The organism is Acidovorax sp. 56 (assembly GCF_002749705.1).
Classification (GTDB): Bacteria; Pseudomonadota; Gammaproteobacteria; order Burkholderiales; family Burkholderiaceae_C; genus Acidovorax.
Genome location: NZ_PEEV01000001.1, coordinates 2,840,279 through 2,860,562 on the forward strand (window position 1 = coordinate 2,840,279; position 20,284 = coordinate 2,860,562).

At 64.6% G+C, this 20,284-nt stretch carries 19 protein-coding genes; 5 read left to right on the forward strand and 14 right to left on the reverse strand.

Annotation, left to right across the window (positions count from 1 at the left end; all coding sequences use genetic code 11):
• Positions 1 to 85 precede the first annotated feature (85 nt).
• The 5 genes from CLU88_RS12655 to recG all read right to left on the reverse strand — a co-directional run bounded on the left by CLU88_RS12655 (position 86) and on the right by recG (position 6,557).
• Entirely contained in the window at positions 86 to 1,825 is a 1,740-nt protein-coding gene (locus CLU88_RS12655) for a dipeptidase (protein WP_099656900.1), read from the reverse strand.
• Positions 1,826 to 2,042: 217 nt separating this feature from the next.
• A complete protein-coding gene (locus CLU88_RS12660) occupies positions 2,043 to 3,008 on the reverse strand; it encodes a LysR substrate-binding domain-containing protein (RefSeq protein WP_099656901.1) in 966 nt (321 codons plus the stop codon).
• A gap of 18 nt (positions 3,009 to 3,026) precedes the next feature.
• Positions 3,027 to 3,506: a hypothetical protein gene (locus tag CLU88_RS12665; RefSeq protein ID WP_099656902.1), complete on the reverse strand. Its 480-nt coding sequence runs from the start codon at positions 3,504 to 3,506 to the stop codon at positions 3,027 to 3,029.
• Positions 3,503 to 4,276 (reverse strand): hypothetical protein, encoded by a 774-nt coding sequence (locus tag CLU88_RS12670; RefSeq protein WP_099656903.1) that lies wholly within the window; start codon positions 4,274 to 4,276, stop codon positions 3,503 to 3,505. The genes CLU88_RS12665 and CLU88_RS12670 overlap by 4 nt, the downstream gene beginning before the upstream one ends.
• Positions 4,277 to 4,352: 76 nt before the next feature.
• Positions 4,353 to 6,557, reverse strand: a complete 2,205-nt coding sequence (gene recG / locus CLU88_RS12675; protein ID WP_099656904.1) for an ATP-dependent DNA helicase RecG — start codon at positions 6,555 to 6,557, stop codon at positions 4,353 to 4,355.
• Between the two features lie 108 nt (positions 6,558 to 6,665).
• Between recG and CLU88_RS12680 the strand changes: the two genes are divergently transcribed.
• The 5 genes from CLU88_RS12680 to CLU88_RS12700 all read left to right on the forward strand — a co-directional run bounded on the left by CLU88_RS12680 (position 6,666) and on the right by CLU88_RS12700 (position 13,531).
• Positions 6,666 to 7,955, forward strand: a complete 1,290-nt coding sequence (locus CLU88_RS12680) for an HD-GYP domain-containing protein (RefSeq protein WP_099656905.1) — start codon at positions 6,666 to 6,668, stop codon at positions 7,953 to 7,955.
• Between the two features lie 70 nt (positions 7,956 to 8,025).
• Entirely contained in the window at positions 8,026 to 8,997 is a 972-nt protein-coding gene (locus tag CLU88_RS12685; RefSeq protein ID WP_099656906.1) for a 1-phosphofructokinase family hexose kinase, read from the forward strand.
• A gap of 129 nt (positions 8,998 to 9,126) precedes the next feature.
• On the forward strand, positions 9,127 to 10,296 hold the full coding sequence (queA, locus tag CLU88_RS12690) for a tRNA preQ1(34) S-adenosylmethionine ribosyltransferase-isomerase QueA (RefSeq protein ID WP_099656907.1): 1,170 nt from the start codon (positions 9,127 to 9,129) through the stop codon (positions 10,294 to 10,296).
• Between the two features lie 228 nt (positions 10,297 to 10,524).
• Positions 10,525 to 11,136 (forward strand): hypothetical protein, encoded by a 612-nt coding sequence (locus CLU88_RS12695; protein WP_233205458.1) that lies wholly within the window; start codon positions 10,525 to 10,527, stop codon positions 11,134 to 11,136.
• 343 nt (positions 11,137 to 11,479) lie between these two features.
• Entirely contained in the window at positions 11,480 to 13,531 is a 2,052-nt protein-coding gene (locus CLU88_RS12700; RefSeq protein WP_099656908.1) for an Ig-like domain-containing protein, read from the forward strand.
• A 168-nt stretch (positions 13,532 to 13,699) separates the two neighbouring features.
• On the opposite strand, the gene CLU88_RS12705 is transcribed toward CLU88_RS12700, so the two are convergent.
• The 9 genes from CLU88_RS12705 to trpE form a co-directional block, all read right to left on the reverse strand.
• Positions 13,700 to 14,422, reverse strand: coding sequence for a uracil-DNA glycosylase (locus CLU88_RS12705; RefSeq protein WP_099656909.1), 723 nt, complete (start codon positions 14,420 to 14,422; stop codon positions 13,700 to 13,702).
• Between the two features lie 60 nt (positions 14,423 to 14,482).
• Positions 14,483 to 15,283, reverse strand: a complete 801-nt coding sequence (trpC, locus tag CLU88_RS12710) for an indole-3-glycerol phosphate synthase TrpC (RefSeq protein WP_099656910.1) — start codon at positions 15,281 to 15,283, stop codon at positions 14,483 to 14,485.
• A gap of 66 nt (positions 15,284 to 15,349) precedes the next feature.
• Positions 15,350 to 15,820, reverse strand: a complete 471-nt coding sequence (locus tag CLU88_RS12715) for a hypothetical protein (protein ID WP_143225997.1) — start codon at positions 15,818 to 15,820, stop codon at positions 15,350 to 15,352.
• Positions 15,821 to 15,948: 128 nt separating this feature from the next.
• Positions 15,949 to 16,101, reverse strand: coding sequence for a cytochrome c biogenesis protein ResB (locus CLU88_RS23110; protein WP_143225998.1), 153 nt, complete (start codon positions 16,099 to 16,101; stop codon positions 15,949 to 15,951).
• Between the two features lie 6 nt (positions 16,102 to 16,107).
• The gene (gene trpD / locus CLU88_RS12720) at positions 16,108 to 17,139 is read right to left on the reverse strand and encodes an anthranilate phosphoribosyltransferase (protein WP_099656912.1); all 1,032 of its coding nucleotides are present in this window, start codon (positions 17,137 to 17,139) and stop codon (positions 16,108 to 16,110) included.
• 17 nt (positions 17,140 to 17,156) lie between these two features.
• A complete protein-coding gene (locus CLU88_RS12725; RefSeq protein ID WP_099656913.1) occupies positions 17,157 to 17,828 on the reverse strand; it encodes a LysE family translocator in 672 nt (223 codons plus the stop codon).
• Positions 17,825 to 18,409 carry an aminodeoxychorismate/anthranilate synthase component II gene (locus tag CLU88_RS12730; RefSeq protein WP_099656914.1) on the reverse strand — a complete coding sequence of 195 codons (585 nt, stop codon included), beginning with the start codon at positions 18,407 to 18,409 and terminating at the stop codon, positions 17,825 to 17,827. The genes CLU88_RS12725 and CLU88_RS12730 overlap by 4 nt, the downstream gene beginning before the upstream one ends.
• Positions 18,406 to 18,741: a chorismate mutase gene (locus CLU88_RS12735; RefSeq protein ID WP_099656915.1), complete on the reverse strand. Its 336-nt coding sequence runs from the start codon at positions 18,739 to 18,741 to the stop codon at positions 18,406 to 18,408. The genes CLU88_RS12730 and CLU88_RS12735 overlap by 4 nt, the downstream gene beginning before the upstream one ends.
• Positions 18,738 to 20,237 carry an anthranilate synthase component I gene (trpE, locus tag CLU88_RS12740; RefSeq protein WP_099658839.1) on the reverse strand — a complete coding sequence of 500 codons (1,500 nt, stop codon included), beginning with the start codon at positions 20,235 to 20,237 and terminating at the stop codon, positions 18,738 to 18,740. Before trpE ends, CLU88_RS12735 begins: the two co-directional genes overlap by 4 nt.
• Positions 20,238 to 20,284 lie beyond the last annotated feature (47 nt).

Here is a 20,284-nt window from a genome sequence, read left to right on the forward strand (position 1 = left end):
ATCGCCTGTCAGCCGATGCCGGTGGCTTGCACCTGGATCAAGAACCGGGGCCCAGAAAACACACGGGAGGCCCCCAACCGCAGGTTCACTGCATTTGCGGCAGGTTGCCGATGCGCACCAGCATTTCGGTGAACATCTGCATGTCCGCGTCCAGGTCCACCACTTCCTTGAACTCCTTGGCGTTGTGGGCCGTGTACTTCTTGCCAGGCATGGCGGGGCCAAAGTTGATGGCGTTGGGCATCAGCTTGGCCGTGGTGCTGCCAGCCGTGGGCACAGGCTGCGCGGGCAGGCCAGTGGTGTCGCCAAAGGTGTTGAGCAGCGTGGCCAGCCAGGCGCCCTTGGGGTCGCGGGCCATCCAGTTGCCTTGGTTGTGGTCCACCTCGACCGCCACACCGGCCTGGGTGCCCCAGGCCTTGATGCGTTCGGTGGTGGCCTTGGCCAGGGCCTCGGGCGTGTTGCCACGGGGCATGCGCACGTTCACCAGCACATCGACCTTGCCGTCTTTCTCACGGATCAGGTTGGGCGACATGGTCAGCGGGCCCATGAAGTCGTCGCTGTAGGCCAGGCCGATGGTGCGGCCCAGGTAGTCCACGCCATACAGATCAGCGATGTAGCGCACGGCCTGGGCATAGCCATTGGCGGCCACAGCCACCCCCGATTGCTGCAGGAACAGCGCCAGGCGCGGCAGCGGGTTCACACCTTCTTCGGGGCGCGAGCCGTGGGCCGAGACGCCTGTGACCTTGACCAGCACGTCTGCGCCTTCACGCGCCACATCGATGCTGAACTTGCCGCCCTGACCGGTGTATTTGCCGACAAAGGCGTCCTTGCCGGCGCTGAGCTGGCGGGCGGTGGCGTCGGCATTGCCGCCACGCAGGCGGGCCGTGGCCGTCTGGGGCACGGCGTTGGCCGATGCGGCGCCCGCCATGGCCACGATGGTGGGCTGGTTGCCTGCGGCGGCGCCCAGAGTGAAAGTGGTGCGCAGCGCGCCCGATCCCTTTTCAGCCACCACGGCGGGGTACTTGCTGTCGAGCACGATGTTGTACTCAGGCAGCGTGGTCTTGGTGCGGTAGTACTTCATCGCGTCGCCACCGGTTTCTTCGGTGGTTTCGATCATGAGGCGGATGGTGCGGGCCAGCGGCAGGCCGCTTTCCTTCACTGCCTTCATGGCGTACAGCACGGTGGCGATGGAGCCCTTGTCGTCAATGGAGCCCCGGCCGTACAGGTTGCCACCCACGCGGGTCAGCTTGAAGGGATCGAGCTTGGTGCCGTCGTCCAGCACCCATTCGTCGGCCACCACGGGCACCACGTCGGCGTGGGTCAGGATGCCGAACTCTTCGGGGCCGCTACCGGGCAGCTTCACCTCAAAGATGCGGTTGTCCACGTTGCGGTATTGCAGGCCAAACTCTTTGGCCATGCCTTCCACCAAGGTGCCGAAGGCAATGATGTGCTGGTCTTCGTGCGGCGGCACCTTGTCGGCTCGCACCGTGGGAATGGCCACCATGCGCGCAGTGGCGTCGATCACGGCGGTCTGGTTCTTCAGGCGGTTGTACAGGCCCAGCAGGCGGCTGATGTTGACGAGGTCATCGCCCTGCAGCGTGGCCTTGCTGTTGTAGGCCGCCACGGCGGGGGCCAGCTCGGGCTGCATTTGCGCCGACAACGCCAGGAACTGGCTGAAGCTGCCGGACGCGGCGGTGGCCGACATGGCGGCGGGCGATGCCGCAATGCGGTCCATCTCGGCTTTTTTGAGGGGGCCGCTGGCCTGGGGCACAGTGGAACAGGCGGACAGGGCAGCCACCAGCGTGGCGGTGAGCCAAAGCTTCTTCATGAGAACCTCTCTCTTCTTGGAGTCATAAGCCGCCGTTGCCATGTGGTCGGCAACGTTGCGGGTCAGGGGAATGCAAACACAATGCAAACGCCGGGCACGCGGTGCCAGCGCGGCGCGAGTGTAGCCCCGCCCAGTGACGGAGCGGGGGTAACAAAAAGTTTCACCCCATCGACCGCCGCGACGGGCCAGCAGGCCCCACACCCCGCGCCAGCCAGCGTCAGGACAGGCGCGTCACACCCGGCAGTTCGCAAGCGTAAATGGCGTTGCGCAGCGAGGCAATGGCTTCGTAGCGCGTGAAACTGCGCCGCCAGGCCAACACCACACGCCGCACGGGTGGCGGGCCGCCGTCTTTCTCCTGAATGGGCAGGTAGCGGATGTAGCTCTCGTCGCTCTTGCGGCGGCGTGACACGGTGAGCAGCGCATCGCGCGGCACCGACAGGCGCGGCACCAGCGTCACGCCCATGCCCGCGGCCACCATGTGCTTGATGGTCTCCAGTGATGAGCCTTCAAACGACTTGCGGATGCCCTCAGCATTGCTCGCAAAGCGTGCGAACTCGGGACACACCTCCAGCACATGGTCCCGGAAGCAATGGCCCGCACCCAGCAGCAACATGGTTTCGTTCTTGAGTTCAGCCGCCGTAACCGACTTCTTGGCCGCCAGCGGGTGCGTGCTGGGCACCGCCGCCATGAAGGGCTCGTCATACAGCGGCGCCATGGCCAGGCCGGTGTCGGGGAAGGGCTCGGCCAGGATGGCGCAGTCGATCTCGCCCGTGCGCAGCATCTCCAGCAGCTTGACGGTGAAGTTCTCCTGCAGCATCAGCGGCATCTGCGGCGTGCGGGTAATGGACTGGCGCACCAGCTCGGGCAGCAGATAGGGCCCGATGGTGTAGATAACCCCCAGCGTGAGCGGCCCGGCCAGCGGGTCCTTGCCGCGCTTGGCGATTTCCTTGATGGCCGCTGCCTGTTCCAGCACGCTCTGCGCCTGGCGAACAATGTCTTCGCCCAGCGGGGTCACCGTGACTTCGCCCGCGCTGCGCTCGAACAGCTTCACATCCAGCTCTTCTTCCAGCTTCTTGATGGCCACCGAGAGCGTGGGTTGCGACACATAGCAGGCGTCGGCCGCATGGCCAAAGTGCTTCTCGCGGGCCACCGCAACGATGTACTTGAGTTCGGTGAGTGTCATGGTGAACTGCCAGCAGTGCTATTCATCCAGGAGGTGTTTTTGCCCCCCATTGAACCAGGCAGCATCAAAACCTTCCGCCAGAACAATTGCCTGCGCAGATGCTTGACCTTGGTTGCGGAGTCTTCCCAGGTACTTCACCAGGGTGTTTGAATCTTCGGTGAGGATGTGCGTGATGGACTCGCACACCATTTGCGCCAGCAATTTGACGTCGTCTTTCACTGCCACCCGGTCGTCGCCCGTATCCCGCGACAGCGCACGCATGAAATTACCGGAGGTCATGGCGTGGTCGATATTGAAGGGCAATACGTGAAAATTGCGCAAAGGGAGGTCGCTCACAGGTTGTCCCACTTGAAACTCTGAAGCGACCACGGCAGACAAATACAAAGGACAGCCCTGAGCCAACGCCTCGCGCAGATAACGCTTGGCTGTCTCGTGGTGCGCGCGCCCAGGGTCTGCCAGCGTGATCAAGTAACTCGTATCCAGGAGAATCGAGGTCAAACCGTACCTCCCCGCAGAGAGTCCACCCAATCGCTCGCACTAGGCACGCCCCTCCAGGCTTTCGCACCTCGCTCCGTCAAACGGCGCAACTGCGCTTCGTCCAAAGTCTGCTGGTGCTCTTCAAAACCGAGCAACCGCGCATTGCGGTACTTTCGCGTCACCACGTTGTACTCCGCACTGATGCGGGCCATGGCGACCTTGTATAGGCGATTCACCGTATCGCTGCGGAAAAATTCGCGATCCGACTCCACAGGAATCAAAGTGCCATCGGGCAAACGAATATGCGCATTGACTTTCTTAAGTCCGCCCATTTCAACAATCTCACCCTGCAGGTAGCGCTCAACCTGGACCCACTGGTCTGCGTCGTCCGCATGGAAGTCAGTAGCAGCGCTGATGCTGATGTCCCGTTGCGGAATGCCTGGGACGGCAATTCGAAACACGCAGCGGCGCGCCCCTCGCGCGAGTTTTTGCCACCGTTCCACCACTTCCCGGCGCTTTTTATCGAGACCATCCAAACGCTCGGAGGCCGCAAGCTGCAGCAGATCCCGCAGAAGGCCTGGCGACGACACAGGGGCCGTCTGGATCGCCAGCGAGCCTTTAACCACCCCTACGTCCAGCGCCTGTAAATCCACTTCGGCGCCATCTCCTCGAAGGAACTCCTCTACGTCTTTGACAAAAGTTCGCAAGACTGCCAGGGGCACTCTGTCCGGGGATATCTCATATCCGGCAGACTCGTCGTGCAAGCTAATGAAAAGGGGCTGTGCGTCCATCCAGCAATTCTAGGCACTTACCGTGCTGTCCGCACCTTCCATCGAAATCCATTGGCGCACAACAGTTACGAGCGTCTCAGGCCTTGAGATAGTCCGATTTTCCCCCCAACCAGCGCGCCACGTGTTTGGCGGCCAATTCCGGGTAGCGGTCCAGCATCTGGGGGGCCAGCTCGCGCGCCCATTCGAGCAGATGGGTGTCGGTGGCCAGGTCGGCAAACCGCAGCAGCGCATCGCCGGACTGGCGTGCGCCCAAAAACTCGCCCGGCCCGCGGATTTCTAGATCGCGCCGGGCGATTTCGAAGCCGTCGTTGGTCTCGGCCATGGCGCGCAGGCGTTCCTTGGCGGTTTCGCCCACGCGGCCGCTGTCGTTGGTGGCGTACAGCAGTACGCACGCCGACGCCGCCGCGCCGCGCCCCACCCGGCCGCGCAGCTGGTGCAGCTGCGAGAGGCCAAAACGCTCGGCATGTTCGATGACCATGAGCGAGGCGTTGGGCACGTCCACGCCCACCTCGATCACGGTGGTGCTGACCAGCACGCCCATCTGGCCGCTGGTGAAGAGCGCCATCACGGCCTTCTTTTCGGCGGTGGGCATGCGCGAGTGCAGCAGGCCGACCATGCAGCCCGGCAAGGCCTCGCTCAGGTCGGCATGGGTGGCCGTGGCATTGCTCAGGTCCAGCGCCTCGCTTTCTTCAATCAGCGGGCACACCCAGTAGACCTGCCGCCCGGCCTCGACTTGCGCGCCGATGCGTTCGATCACTTCGTCCTTGCGGCTGTCGGCAATCAGCTTGGTCACGATGGGCGTGCGGCCTGGCGGCAGCTCGTCGATCACCGACACATCCAGGTCGGCGTAGTAGCTCATAGCCAAGGTACGCGGGATGGGCGTGGCGCTCATCATGAGCATGTGCGGCTCCATGCTGGCAACAGCCCCCCACGCTCCGCCGCTGCGCGGGTCGCTGCCCCCCGAGGGGGCTGCATCGCCTTGGGGCGGCCCGGCGGCGACGCCTGCCGCCAGCTTTTGCCGCAGCGCCAGCCGCTGCGCGACGCCAAAGCGGTGCTGCTCGTCGATGATGGCCAGCGCCAGGTTCTTGAACTGCACCTGCTCCTGAATCACAGCATGCGTGCCCACCACCAGCGCAGCCTCGCCGCTGGCCACCAGCGCCAGCATGGCGGTGCGGTCCTTTTTCTTTTGCCCGCCCACCAGCCAGGCCACCTTGCGGCCGCGCGCGGCCAGCAGGGGTTCGAGCCAGCCGATCATCTTGGCGAAATGTTGCTCAGCCAGGATTTCGGTGGGGGCCATCAGCGCGCACTGCCAGCCCGCGTCCATGGCCAGGCACGCGGCCAGGGCCGACACCACGGTTTTGCCCGATCCCACATCGCCCTGCAGCAGCCGGTGCATGGGCACGCGTCGGGCCAGGTCGGCCGCAATCTCTTCCCCCACGCGACGCTGGGCGGCAGTCAGGTCGAACGGCAGCACCGCCATGAGCTGCTCGTGCAGGGGCAACGCGCCCTCCTGGCCCATCTGCGGGCGCAGCACCGGGGCGCGCAGGCGGTCGCGCTCGCGGCGCGACTGGTATTGGGACAGCTGCTGGGCCAGCAGCTCCTCGGCCTTCAGGCGCTGCCAGGCGGGGTGGCTGTGGTCTTCCAGCGTGGACAGTGCCACATCGGGCGTTGGGTGGTGCAAAAAGATGAGCGCCTCGCGCAAGCTCCATGCGCCTTGGTGGCCATTTTGATGCCTAAAAACAGCAAAAGGCGGCTCTGCCCCCGGCGGCAGGGTGTCTGACAAATCCACCCGCGCCAGCGCATTCACCACCGCACGGCGCAGATAGGGCTGCGCCAAACCGGCCGTGGTGGGGTACACGGGAGTGAGCGCGGCGGGCAGCTCGCCACCCGCCTGGCGAAACGCCGGGTGCAGCATCTGCCGCCCCCAAAACCCGCCCTTGACCTCGCCCCGGATGCGCAAGCGCGCGCCCACCGCCAGGGTCTTTTGGTGCGATGGGTAAAAACTGAAAAAGCGCAGCTCGCAAGTGCCCGTGGCGTCTTCCACCTGCACCAGCAATTGGCGGCGCGGGCGCAGTTGCACCTCGCTGGCGGTCACGGTGGCTTCGATCTGCACGGTTTGCCCGTCGCGCGCGCTGCCCAGGGGGGTGATGCGGGTCTCGTCCTCGTAGCGCAGCGGCAGGTGCAGGGCCAGGTCGATGTCGCGCCGAAGACCCAGCTTCTGCATGGCTTTTTGGGCAGCACTCTGGGCTGCCGGGGCGGTGGCCCTGGGGGCTGCGGGCATTTTCTTCAAAGGGGGTGGCAATTGGCGATGGCGTTGTCTGACAAAAAGGCTAACATGGTTACTGTTTGTTCTCCGTGTTTCCGGCAGTCTGCGATCTGGATAGTTGTCATGCTCAAGCGAATCAGTATTCAACACCTCACCCTGGGCATGTACCTGCACGAATTTTGTGGGTCCTGGATGGATCACCCCTTCTGGCGTGCCAAATTCGTGCTGAAAGACCCCAAGGATCTGGCACGCATCCAGTCAACGGCCATTGACGAGGTATGGATCGATACGTCCAAGGGCCTGGACGTGGCCGCTGGCGTGACCTCGGTGTCGCGCGAAGAGGCGGATCTGCAGATCGACTCGGAGTTTGCGCTGCTGGAGGACATGCCGGCCATCGTCATGGCCCCCCCTCCCCCACCGCCACCACCGCCCGTGCCCCCACGGGGTCGCCTGCCCGCGACGATGCAAAACGAGCTTCGGGTGGCCGCCTCGATTTGCAGTGAATCCAAGCGCGCGGTGGTGTCGATGTTCAATGAAGCGCGCCTGGGCAAGGCGGTGGACTCGGCCAGTGCGCAGAATCTGGTGGAAGAAATCTCTGACTCTGTCACCCGCAACCCGGGTGCACTGATCAGCCTGGCTCGCCTGAAAACGGCAGACGACTACACCTACATGCACTCGGTGGCCGTGTGCGCCATGATGGTGGCGCTGGCCAAGCAAGTGGGGCTGAGCGAGGAACACACCCGCAGTGCGGGCATGGCAGGCCTGCTGCACGACCTGGGCAAGGCCGCCATCCCGCTGGCGGTGCTGAACAAGCCGGGCAAGCTCACCGACGACGAATTTGAGGTGATCAAAAGCCACCCCGTCGAGGGCTACAACATGCTCAAGGAGGGCGGCAGTGTCGAAGACTCTGTGCTGGACGCCTGCCTGCACCACCATGAAAAAATCGACGGATCGGGCTACCCCGACAAGCTCAAGGGCGACGAAATCACCCTGATTGCCCGCATGACGGCGATTTGCGACGTGTACGACGCCATCACCTCCGATCGCCCCTACAAGCGCGGCTGGGACCCCTCTGAATCGCTGCGCCGCATGGCCGAATGGACCAAGGGCCACTTTGACCCGCGCCTGTTCCAGGCTTTCGTCAAAAGCATTGGCATCTACCCCGTAGGCTCGCTGGTGCGGCTGACGTCCGGGCGCATTGGGGTGGTGATGGAGCAGGGCGAAAAATCGCTCACCTCGCCCCGCGTCAAGGTGTTTTTCTCCACCAAGTCGGACCTGCGCATCCCGCCCGAGGTGGTGGACCTAGCAGAGCCCGGCTGCAATGAAAAAGTAGTGGCCCGGGAAGATCCGGACAAATGGCGCTTTCCGGACCTCAACGAGCTGTGGTCCGGAATGCCCGAGCGCCCCTGGTAAAGCAACGCTGGGGCGGCCCCAGGCGCCCCTCGGATTCCCAGCCGCTCCACGGCTTGCCCCACAGCCCGCGATGACCCATTTTTTGACGCTCACGCTCAACCCGGCGCTGGACATTGCCACCCGCACCGAGCAAGTGCAAGCCACCCACAAGCTGCGTTGCGCCGGCGTGCAACGCTACCCCGGTGGCGGTGGCATCAATGTGGCCCGGGTGCTGCACCGTCTGGGCGCCCCAGTGCAAGCCTGGGCCCTGGCAGGCGGCCCTGCGGGCGCCCAGCTGCAGCAGTTACTGGCGCGCGAAGGCGTGCCGACCATGGTGCACCCAATCAGCGGCGACACCCGCGAAAACCTGTCGGTGCTGGAGACCTGCACCGGACGCGAATTCCGTTTTGTGCTGCCGGGCCCCACGGTAGGGCCCGCCGACTGGCAGGCAGGCCTGGAGTTGCTGCGCACACCCCCACCGATCACTCTGCCTGCAGCACCCCAATGGGTCATCGCCAGCGGCAGCCTGCCGCCGGGTGTGCCAGATGACTTTTACGCCCAGGCCGCCCGCCTGGCCAAGGCCCAGGGCAGGCACGTGGTGCTGGACACCTCGGGCCCGCCCCTGGCCGCCGCCCTGCAGGCGGGCGTCACCCTCGTCAAGCCCAGCCTGCGGGAGCTGCGCGAATTGCTGCAGCAGCCCCTGGCCAGCCTGCCGGAGCAAAGCCAGGCGGCGCAGTCGCTGGTGTTGCGCGGCGCAGCCGACATGGTGGCGCTATCGATGGGCGAAGACGGAGCCCTGCTGGCCACCCGCCACGGTGTGTGGCAGGCCCCGGCGCTGAATGTGCCCGCCGCCACCGGGACAACGGGCGCGGGCGATTGCTTTTTGGCCACCCTGGTCTGGGCGCTGGCGCAGGGTGACGCGCCCCCTGACGCCTTGCGCTGGGGTGTGGCCGCAGGGGCTGCGGCTTTGCTGGCACCCGGTACGGCATTGGCCCAGCACGACAAGATCCTCAGTCTGCTTGCCACAGTCCCTGCGCCGCAAGCCGTGGCCAGCCCTGGCTGACTGCAGGCCGCAGTTGCCGTGCGCCCCCGTGGGACAATAGCGCCCCCGTAGCGCCCCCGTTTTGACGGCTACGTTTCTCCCGTCTTTTACTCTTCCTTCTTGGCACGGGCCCGTTCGGCCCTCAAGCACATGACAGACATCACGCCCGCAGCCCCCGGCGCCCCTCGCGCCTACACCCTCAGCGACTTCGACTTCTCGCTGCCCCCCGAACTGATTGCCCAGCACCCAGCCCCCGAACGCAGCGCCTCGCGCCTGCTGGACGGCCGGGCCATGCAGCCGGTGGACCGCATCTTCCGCGACCTGCCCGGCCTGCTGCGCGAGGGCGACCTGCTGGTGTTCAACGACACCCGCGTGGTCAAAGCGCGCATCTTTGGCGAGAAAGCCAGCGGCGGCAAGCTGGAGCTGCTGATTGAACGCGTGTTGCCCGCCGAGGCCGGAAACCAGGGGAATGAAGTCGTAGCCCACATGAAGGTCAGCAAAAAGCCCCTGCCCGGTAGCTTGGTGCACATGGCGGGTGGCCGCAAGGGCGGGGGTTTTGACGCACTGCTGCTGGGCCGCTGGCCCACCGAGGACGGCCCGCTTTTCCGCTTTGCGCTGCTGGGCCCCGCAGGCGAATCGCCCTGGGAGCTGATGGACCGCCACGGCCACCTGCCGCTGCCGCCCTACATCGAGCGCCACCAGAACACCGACCACGACCCAGATGAAGCCGAAGACAGCCAGCGCTACCAGACCGTGTTTGCGAGCGCCCCCGGCGCCGTGGCCGCGCCCACCGCCGCGCTGCACTTTGACGAAGGCGTGCTGGCCGATCTGGCCGCACGCGGCATTGAACGCGCGAGTGTCACGCTGCACGTGGGCGCAGGCACCTTCCAGCCCTGCAAGACCGAAAACCTGGCCGAGCACCAGATGCACAGCGAGTGGTACGAAGTGCCCCTGGCCACACTGGCAGCGCTCGAGCGCTGCCGCCAGCGCGGCGGGCGCGTGGTGGCGGTGGGCACCACCACCGTGCGCACGCTTGAATCCTGGGCGCGCACCGGCCTGGCGACGGGCGACACGAATATTTTCATCACCCCGGGCTTCAGCTTCCAGGTGGTGGATGTGCTCATCACCAACTTCCACCTGCCCAAAAGCACGCTGATGATGCTGGTAAGCGCCTTTGCGGGCTACGCCCATGTGATGGGCCTGTACCGCCACGCCATCGCCCAGGGCTACCGCTTTTTCAGCTACGGCGACGCCATGCTGCTGGAGCGCAGCGCCCAGGCCTCCAAAGAGGCGCCCCAAACCTCCCCAACGGCCCGCTGAGCCGCCCCATCCAGCCCCGCAAACTCGGCAAAACTGCACAGAGTGTGGGTTTGCCGACACAGCGCCGGTGCGTGGCTGGCGCACAGGCCACCTACACTCAGCCAGCCCTGCACACGGGTGGCCAGCCCCCGCACACAGGCGATCTGGCCACCCCGTGCGGGAGCCTGATTGCCAAAACCACAGGCATGCCCTCACAGGACGTGCTTCACCTCTATCGGACCAGCCCTCATGAACTCTTTGGTTTCGCGCTTTGCGGTCATCCCCTGCACTTTGTCTGCTGCACTGATTCTGGGCGGCTGCGCATCTGCCCCAGCCCAGCAAGTGCCCACCGCTGCGCCTGAAACCTCTGCGGCCAGTACAGCCTCATCCGCCTCATCGGGCAGCCAGACCGCCACTGAAGTCGGCAAAGCCATCACCTCGCCCCTGGGCGATCTGAACCTGGTCAAAGCCGACATCCCGGCCGTGCTGGCCGCTGCACGGCAAGCTCCCTACGCCGCCCCCGCCGACCGCAGCTGCACAGCACTGGCCGAACACATCCAGGCACTGGACACCGTGCTGGGCGCCGACCTGGACACCCCGTCCACCGACCGCAACCCCAGCCTGATCGAACGTGGCGCAGGCGCCGCCAAGAAGGGCGCGATCGGTGCCGTCAAAGGTGCCGCAGAAGGCATCGTGCCCATGCGCAGCTGGGTGCGCAAACTCACCGGGGCAGAGAAGTACGCCCGAGAGGTCGAAGCCTCCATCACCGCAGGCACCATCCGCCGCAGCTACCTCAAAGGCCTGGGCCAGGCCGCAGGCTGTGAAGCGCCAGCGGCACCACGGGCACCGGTGGCGGAGTAAACCCAAGGCACCGGACTCGGTGCGATCGTCCAACTCTGTGAAACAGGCCAAAGGCAGGCATCGCGGCGAAATCAGCCCTGGGTCTGCCCCGGCCATGTGCCTGCCCCCTATGGCGCATTCACAACACTTGCAGCCTGCCCATGGGGTTTGGGCCATACGCTTTTAGAATCCTACCCCAGCCCACTCAGAAACAAAGCCCGTCCAAGATTGGATGGAGTCAGGCTGTGTCCTGCTTGGCTTGCCGAGCGAGCCACCCACCGCCTGCATTGGCTGCGCAAGCGAAGCTGCCCGAGCAACCCAGGGTTCCTTTGGTGGTTGCCCCCTCTACCCTTTGAGCTGATCTATGCCCCGCAAGCATCGCCCATCCCGACTTCCCTTGCTCTTGCTGTCTCTGATCGCACCATTCTGTGTTCAGCCCGCGCAGGCCCAAGGTTCCGTCACCCTCCAACCCGATGGCAGCTTGCTGTACTCCGGTGATGCTGCACGCTTCTCCATTGGCTACTCCAAAGGCGGCAAGTTCCAGGGAGAGCTTTCAGCCGTGCTGCACGAACAGGCCAACAGCGCCTGGCTGGGCGAAGGTTGGGTGGCCCAGTCTTCCGGTGGCCTCAAGCTCAGCTACCACCAGCTGCAGGGTGCTACGGTACACAAATACTTTCTGGCCCACGACCAGAACCCCACCCGGGATCGCAAGATCACCTTGGGCTATGGCCGCGAAGAAAGCGACTGGTTTGGCAACCTGAATTTGAGCCGGGCCATCACAGGACGCCGCCTCATGGGCACGACGTCCAGCACAACAACATTGGACGAAACTGGGGTCGCAGACGGTCGCCCCTATATCGACACCATTACCCGTACCCAAAGCACGCGGTTCTACGAAAAAGCCTACGACTACGGTGTTGGCGTGCGGGCTGGTCGCACATTTGACAACCGCCAAGTCCGCATCACTGCCGGGTACGACTACGAATGGGGCCGCAGCAATGCACACCAGCACACGGTATCGCTGATGGCTGAAAAGGCGTTTGTGGGAACACCCCACAGCGTCGCACTGCAGGTGGACCGCATCTTCAAGAGCGGCGACCTGGACACCACCCGCAATGAAACCCGTGCGATGGTGGTATACCGCTATGCGCTGGGGGGCAACAACAGCCAACCAGAGCGCCTGTTCCGCGTCACCCCCGTTGACGCACCTGCCGCAGCGCCCTCTACAGAGCCAGCGATGGCCCAGAACCAGGCACCGCAAGAGCCTGTCAAACAGTGGGTGAAAACCAAGGCCAATATGACGGCCGAGGCGTTCTTCGCATTCAACAGCGCGCGCCTGACCCCTTCGGCCAAGGCAGAGCTGGACCGCGTGGCCCAGCAACTCAAAACCCAGGGGCACGAAGGCAACGTACTCATCATTGGCCACACCTGCGACCTGGGCAGCGACGCCGCCAACGACAAGCTGTCCCTGCAGCGCGCCACTGCGGTGCGTGACTACCTGGTTGCCGCCGGCGCATTTGGCGCGACCGAGTCCCTGGCAGAAGGCCGAGGCAAGCGCGACCCCAAGTACCCCGCAGAGCCAGCCACCCGCGAGAAGAACCGCCGCGTGGAATTGGAGTTCTACAGCTTTGTGGACGAAGAGCAAGTGGTGGCCCCTGCACCCGCCCCTGCGTCCACGACAACCGCTGCAGTCGCCCCTCAGCCCCCTGCCGTCACCTACGAGCGCGAACTGGTGGACCAACCCCCGGCCTGGGTTCGTCAAGCCCTGCGCACACCAGCGCTGCACAAACGCACGGTGGATGTGTATCGCACCAAAGAAGAAACGCAGACGGAAAATCGAAGCCGTACATGGGTCAACCGAGCGCCTACGGCCACCGATGACAGCTATCAGGTGGCACAAGGCTCCACCACCACCCTTCCCATCTTGGCGAATGACACAGACCCGGACCAGGGAGACACCTTGACGCTGGTCTCTGTGGGACAACCAGCGCAGGGCCGTGTGCGCATCGAAGGCTCGCAGGTTGTCTACATCGCACCGAGCAATTACGCAGGAGCTGACAAGTTCACTTACTCCATCCGCGACCAGCAAGGACTGACATCGACTGCTCAGGTCGTGGTTCAAGTCACGGGCAACGCGTCTAACCGCGCGCCAGTTGCCGTGGGGGATACCTACTGGGTCAGTGGAACGACCGCCGTCATGCTCTCTGTGCTGGCCAACGATACGGACCCGGATGGCGATACCCTTTCGATCGTTGGAGTGACGCAGCCTGACAACCTGTCGGGTACCGTGCAAATCATGGGATCGCAGATTCTCTTCACGCCCAAGGCCCCGTTCTACGCAGACACCTTCACCTATACCATCAGCGATGGCAAAGGCGGAAAATCCACCGCCATGGTGCACCTGCTGGACCCTTGAGGTGCAGAGCATGGCCTAGCGGCTGTGCCCCTCTCAAAAGCAAAGGGCGCTCTAGGCGCCCTTTGCTTTTTTGGGGGTTACCTCGCGAGGAGCCATGTCAGCGCCAGAGCCATCCAGCGCTCCCACGGAAGGTCAGAAAGCAGCAGCTACCCATGCTCTGCGCAAAAGTCACCCCCGATGCCGCTCCCGAAACTCACGCGCCTGCCCAAAATGTCCGTTGCCGATGAAGGGCACCGGGGGCCGCAAGGCGGACAGCGGCGAGGGGTGGTTGGAGGTGAGCACCAAGTGGCCGCGATCCTGCGGAATAAAGGCGCGCTTGGACTGTGCGTGTGCGCCCCACAGCATGAAGACGACGGGGCGGTCGCCCTCGGCCACGTGGCGGATCACCGCGTCGGTCAGCAGCTCCCAGCCTTTGCCAGAGTGGCTGGCGGCCTGCCCTTCTTCCACAGTAAGGCAGGTGTTGAGCAGCAGCACGCCGTTCTGTGCCCACTTAACAAGGCTGCCACCAGGCTGCGGAAACGGCGGGAATGGCACCCCCAGGTCGCGCTGCATTTCCTTGAAGATGTTTTGCAGCGAGGGCGGCAGGCGCACCCCAGAGGCGACAGAGAATGCAAGCCCCTCGGCCTGGCCGCGCCCGTGGTACGGGTCCTGCCCCAGGATGACCACACGCACGGCCTCGGGCAGGGTCAGCTCCAGCGCCCGCAGAGGGCGCGGAGGGAAGATGGCCGCGCCCGCCTCGATGCGGCCTTGCAGGTAAGCCAACAGCTTTTGCCCCACGGGGCCACCAAAGAACCCGTCCACCAGCGGCTGCCAGCCCGCAGCCACAGGCCATTGCACAGGGTTGGCGGTCTGCAATTGGGTGGCAGCAAAGTCCTCAGATGCGGTATTCATGATTAAAAGTGCCTCTAAGGCTTGTTTAACAAGCGTAAGCAGCTATCAAATCAATAGCAATTATTGAAACAGCTTGGCCAGCGCCAGGCCAGGGTCGTCGGCACGCATGAAGGCCTCGCCCACCAGGAAGGCATGCACGCCCGCGTCGCGCATGGTCTTCACGTCGGCGGGCTTGAGGATGCCGGACTCGGTGACCAGCAGGCGGTCAGCGGGCACGTCCTTCAGCATGGAGAGCGTGGTGTCCAGCGTGACTTCGAACGTGCGCAGGTTGCGGTTGTTGATGCCGACCAGCGGGGTTTTGAGCTTGAGCGCGCGTTCCAGCTCAGGCCGGTCGTGCACTTCCACCAGCACCGCCATGTCCAGGCTGCGGGCGATGGCTTCAAAGTCGGCCATCTGGGCGTCGTCCAGGCAGGCGGCGATCAGCAGGATGGCGTCGGCGCCCATGGCGCGCGATTCGTAGATCTGGTACGCATCCACCATGAAGTCCTTGCGCAGCACAGGGAGCGTGGTGCTGGCGCGGGCCTGCTTCAGGTAATCGGGCTGGCCTTGGAAGAACTGCCGATCAGTCAGCACCGACAGGCAGGCCGCGCTGACCTTGCCATCGCCTTCCATATAGCTTTGCGCAATGTCAGCGGGCTCGAAGTCAGCGCGCAGCACGCCCTTGCTGGGGCTGGCCTTCTTGACCTCGGCAATCACGGCCGCCTGGCCCTTGGCAATCTTGGCGCGCAGCGCACCTTCAAAGTCGCGCGTGAGCACGCGGCTCTCGGCATCGGCGCGGATCACGTCAAACGGCAGGCGCTTTTTGGCAACGGCCACTTCTTCGTGCTTGACGGCCACGATCTTGTTGAGGATGTCAGACATGGTTTCTCTTTCAAAAATGAACGATCGGGCAGGCCGTTTGGCCCACAACATCCGCCCTCATTCGCTTCAGGTATTTTCCGGCCCTGGCAAGCCCGGCAACGGTGCGCCCGAGCGGCGGATCTCCAGCCGCTGCGCGAGGCGGCTGACAAAACGGTCCAAGGTCGCCATTTCGTCGGGTTTGCCTGCGTTCGCATGGATCAGCGCCAAAGCAGCCACAGGCCCCCGGCGTACGTGCCGAAGCTCCAACAGCCACGCGGCCTCTTCGCCATCACCGCCCGGGAAACAACCCAGGCTGTAGTCTGGCCCCAGGGTGATGACGGAGTGACCGTGCAGCCCGACCGGGGTCAACGTGCGCTGCTCGAAATGGACCTCCCAACCCTGTTGCTTTTTGCGTTGGCGCTTGCGCCCCAAGGCCCATGTGGCCCACGCCGCCAAAGCGCCGAGCACCAACATCCAAACGAGCCAACCAACCCAGCCAAGACGCAGCGATGAGACCAAAGAAAAGAAGAAACCGGACGCTGCAACCCATAAGGACATAACCTCCCACCCGGGCACCCAAGCCCCTCCTCCCGCGTGCTGCGGCAACCACAGGCGAGGCTGTTGCTCCACCGCCGCAGCCAGGCCGTTGAGGCTGTGCTGCCGTATCAAGGGACGACGAGCAGCGCTCACGACTCTGCCTTGTCCTCAGGGGATGGGGCCACACGGCCCCCCTCAGGCCCCTTCAGCACGCGCACGAACACGCGGTGCAGCACCACCCCCACCGCAATGAACAGCGCGGAAACGCCCAGCACAATCCACAGACCAGGGTCGTGCCACATGGCTGCTTAGCCCGCCAGCGCGTGCGTACGCATGACCACCTGCTCCAGCTTGGCCAGCGCGGCGCCGGAGGCAATAGCAGCGCGTGCCTTGGCAATGCCAGCCTGGATGGAGTCGGCCACATTGGCGGCGTACAAGGCCACGCCTGCGTTCAGGCACACGATGTCCTGCGCAGCGCCCGGCTCGCCCTTGAGCACACCGATCAACATCTCACGCGATTGCTCGGGCGTCTCGACCTTGAGGGCACGGTTGCTGGACATGGCCAGACCGAAGTCTTCGGGATGGATCTCGTATTCGGTGATCTGGCCGTTCTTCAGCTCGCCCACCAGCGTCGCGGCGCCCAGACTCACTTCGTCCATGCCATCGCGGCCGTAGACCACCAACGCATGCTCGGCGCCCAGGCGCTGCAGCGCGCGCACCTGGATGCCGACCAGGTCGGGGTGGAACACGCCCATCAGGATGTTGGGTGCGCCTGCGGGGTTGGTGAGTGGGCCCAGGATGTTAAAGATAGTGCGCACGCCCAGTTCCTTGCGCACCGGGGCCACGTTCTTCATGGCTGGGTGGTGGTTGGGCGCAAACATGAAGCCGATGCCCACCTCGGCAATGCACTGGGCAATCTGCTCAGGCTTGAGGTTGATGTGGATGCCCAGGGCCTCCATCACATCGGCGCTACCGCTTTTGCTCGACACACCGCGCCCGCCATGTTTGCTGACCTTGGCGCCCGCTGCGGCCGCCACGAACATCGAGCAGGTGGAGATGTTGAAGGTGTTGGCACCGTCGCCGCCCGTGCCCACGATGTCCACCATGTGGGTCGCGTCCTTGACGTGGACCTTGGTGCTGAACTCGCGCATCACCTGGGCTGCGGCGGTGATCTCGCCAATGGTTTCCTTCTTCACGCGCAGGCCCGTGATGATGGATGCGGTCATGACGGGCGAGAGTTCGCCGTTCATGATGAGCCGCATCAGGTGCAGCATCTCGTCGTGGAAGATTTCGCGGTGCTCGATGGTGCGCTGCAGCGCTTCCTGGGGGGTGATGGGCATGGAATGTCTCCTGGTGTTTAAGCGGAGGGCTGGTCCGTCAGGGCCAGCTTGAGTCCGAAGCCGATGAACATGGCGCCCGCCACGCGGTCCAGCCAGTGCATGCTGCACTGGATCACCCCGGCACGCCGTGCCATCCACGATGCGGCCAGCGCCCAGCCCACGTTGACGGGGATGGCGTTGAGGTTGAACAGCACGCCCAGCAGCACAAAGGCCAGCGCTTTGTTGTCCGTGCCCGGCGCGATGAACTGCGGCACAAAGGCCAGGAAGAAGATCGCGACCTTGGGGTTGAGCACATTGGTCCAGAAACCGCCCAGAAACACCTTGCGCAGCGGTGTGTGCTGCGCAGGGGCCGCCTGCGCGGCCGCCAGCGCTGCGCTGTTGCCCCCGTCGGCACCGGGCTTGGACAACAGCATGCGCACCCCCATCCACATCAGGTACGCAGCACCGACCCACTTGAGCACCGTGAACGCCGTGGCCGATGCGGCCAGCAGCGCGCCCACGCCCACAGCGGCCGCAAAGATGTGCACAAAGCACCCGGCCGTGATGCCCATGCCCGCCACGATGCCCGCGCGGGAGCCGGACTTGAGCGCGTTGGTCACGATGTAGAGCACATCGGGCCCGGGCGTGAGGTTGAGCAGCCAGCCTGCGGCGATGAACATCACCAGCTGGTGGGCGTCGATGAAGTTCATGCGCGCTGCTCCAGAAAGTTCTTGAGCATGGCGTGGCCGTGTTCGGTGAGGATGCTCTCGGGGTGGAACTGCACGCCTTCGATCGCCAGCGTCTTGTGGCGCACGCCCATGATTTCACCGTCGTCGGTCCAGGCGGTCACTTCGAGCACATCCGGGCAGGTGGCGCGCTCGATGGCGAGAGAGTGGTAGCGGTTGACAGTGAACTTCTCCGGCAGGCCAGCAAACACACCCTTTTGGGTGGTGGTGATGACGCTGGTCTTGCCGTGCATCAGCTCCTGCGCGCGGATGATGTTGCCGCCGAAGGCCGCGCCAATGCTCTGGTGGCCCAGGCACACGCCCAGGATAGGCAGCTTGCCGGCAAAGTGCTTGATCGCAGCCACAGAGATACCCGCCTCTGCGGGCGAGCAAGGGCCGGGCGAGATGACCAAGCGGTCGAGCTGCCCGGCATTCAGGCGCGCCTCGATCTCGGCCACGGTGATCTCGTCGTTGCGGAACACCTCGACCTCGGCGCCCAGTTCACCAAAGTACTGGACGATGTTGTAGGTAAAGCTGTCGTAGTTGTCGACCATCAAGAGTTTCATGCGGCGCTCCCGGCAAGGGCGGGCTCGCGCAGACGGGCGAACTCGCGGTGTTCATAGGCAATGCAGGCTTCCATGAGGCTGCGGTAGATGGCTTCCATCACATCGGCGTCGCCGCCTTCGGCCTGGGCGCGCTCGCGCACGCGGGCCACGATGGCCTCGATGCGCGCTTCATCGCGCACCTGTTCCACACCTTGCTTGATGCGTGCGGCCTGGGTCATGTAGCCCACGCGCTCCACCAGCAAGGGCACCAGCACGTCGTCCAGCGCGTTCACTTCGCGGCGCACGTCCTGCATGGTGGTGCAGGCCTTCACTTTGGCAATGGCGCGGGTCATTCCAGGCCCTCCTCGACCAGTTCGGCGGCGCGCAGCAACGCGCGGGCCTTGTGCTCGGTTTCCCTCCACTCCAGCTCGGGCACCGAATCGGCCACCACGCCCGCAGCGGCCTGCACATAGAGCGTGCCGTTCTTGATGATGCCGGTGCGGATGGCAATGGCCACGTCCATGTCGCCCGCGTAGCTCAGGTAGCCGCAGGCGCCGCCGTACAGGCCGCGCTTGGTGGGTTCCAGCTGGTCGATGAGTTCCATGGCATGTACCTTGGGCGCGCCGGTGAGCGTGCCGGCGGGGAAGGTGGCCTTGAGCACGTCCATGCTGGTCATGCCCTCGTTGAGGATGCCTTCCACGTTGCTCACGATGTGCATCACATGGCTGTAGCGCTCCACGGCAAAGGCCTCAGTCACCTTCACGGTGCCGGTTTTGGCGATGCGGCCGATGTCGTTGCGCGCCAGATCAATCAGCATCACGTGTTCGGCGCGTTCCTTGGGGTCGTTGATGAGTTCGACCTCGGTGGCCTTGTCCTTCTCGGGCGTGGCGCCACGCGGGCGGGTGCCCGCCAGGGGGCGGATGGTGACCTTGGTGCCTTCTTCGGTCTTCTCCTGGCGCACCAAAATTTCGGGGCTGGCGCCCACCACATGGAAGTCGCCAAAGTCGTAGAAGTACATGTACGGCGACGGGTTCAGCGAGCGCAGCGCGCGGTACAGCGACAGGGGCGACTCGGTGTAGCGCTTGTGGATGCGCTGGCCCACCTGCACCTGCATGAAGTCGCCGGCAGCAATCAGCTCCTTGGCGCGGTTCACGGCGGCAAGGTAGTCGGCCTTGGCAAAGTCGCGCTGGGCGGGGTGGCTCTCGGTGGCTTTGACCACCGGAGCGCTCACCGAATACTTGAGCTGCTCCTTGAGATCGCGCAGGCGCTTTTTGGCGCGGGTGTAGGCCTCGGGCTGGGCCGGGTCGGCGTACACGATGAGGTAGAGCTTGCCCGAGAGGTTGTCGATGACCGCCAGCTCCTCGCACTGCAGCAGCAGGATGTCGGGACAGCCCAGGGTGTCGGGCGGGCAGGTGGTTTCGAGCTTTTTCTCGATATAGCGCACGGCGTCGTAGCCAAAGTAGCCCGCCAGGCCGCCGCAAAAGCGCGGCAGGCCGGGGCGCAGGGCCACCTTGAAGCGTTTTTGGTAGTCGGCAATGAAGTCCAGCGGGTTGCCGGTGGCCGTCTCGACCACTTGGCCATCGGTGACGACCTCGGTGCGCGCTGCTGCGCCGAAGCCGCTGGCCCGCAGCAGCGTGCGTGCGGGCAGGCCGATGAAGCTGTAGCGACCAAAACGCTCGCCACCCACCACGGATTCAAGCAAAAAGCTGTGCTTGCCGCCGTCCTTGGTGTGCGCCAGCTTCAGGTACAGCGAGAGCGGGGTTTCCAGGTCCGCAAAGGCCTCGACCATGAGCGGAATGCGGTTGTAGCCTTCGCTGGCCAGGCTTTTGAATTCAAGTTCTGTAATCACGGGGAGGGCTCCCTGCTGTCGCAGCGCGTGTCCCTGTGCAATGAAAA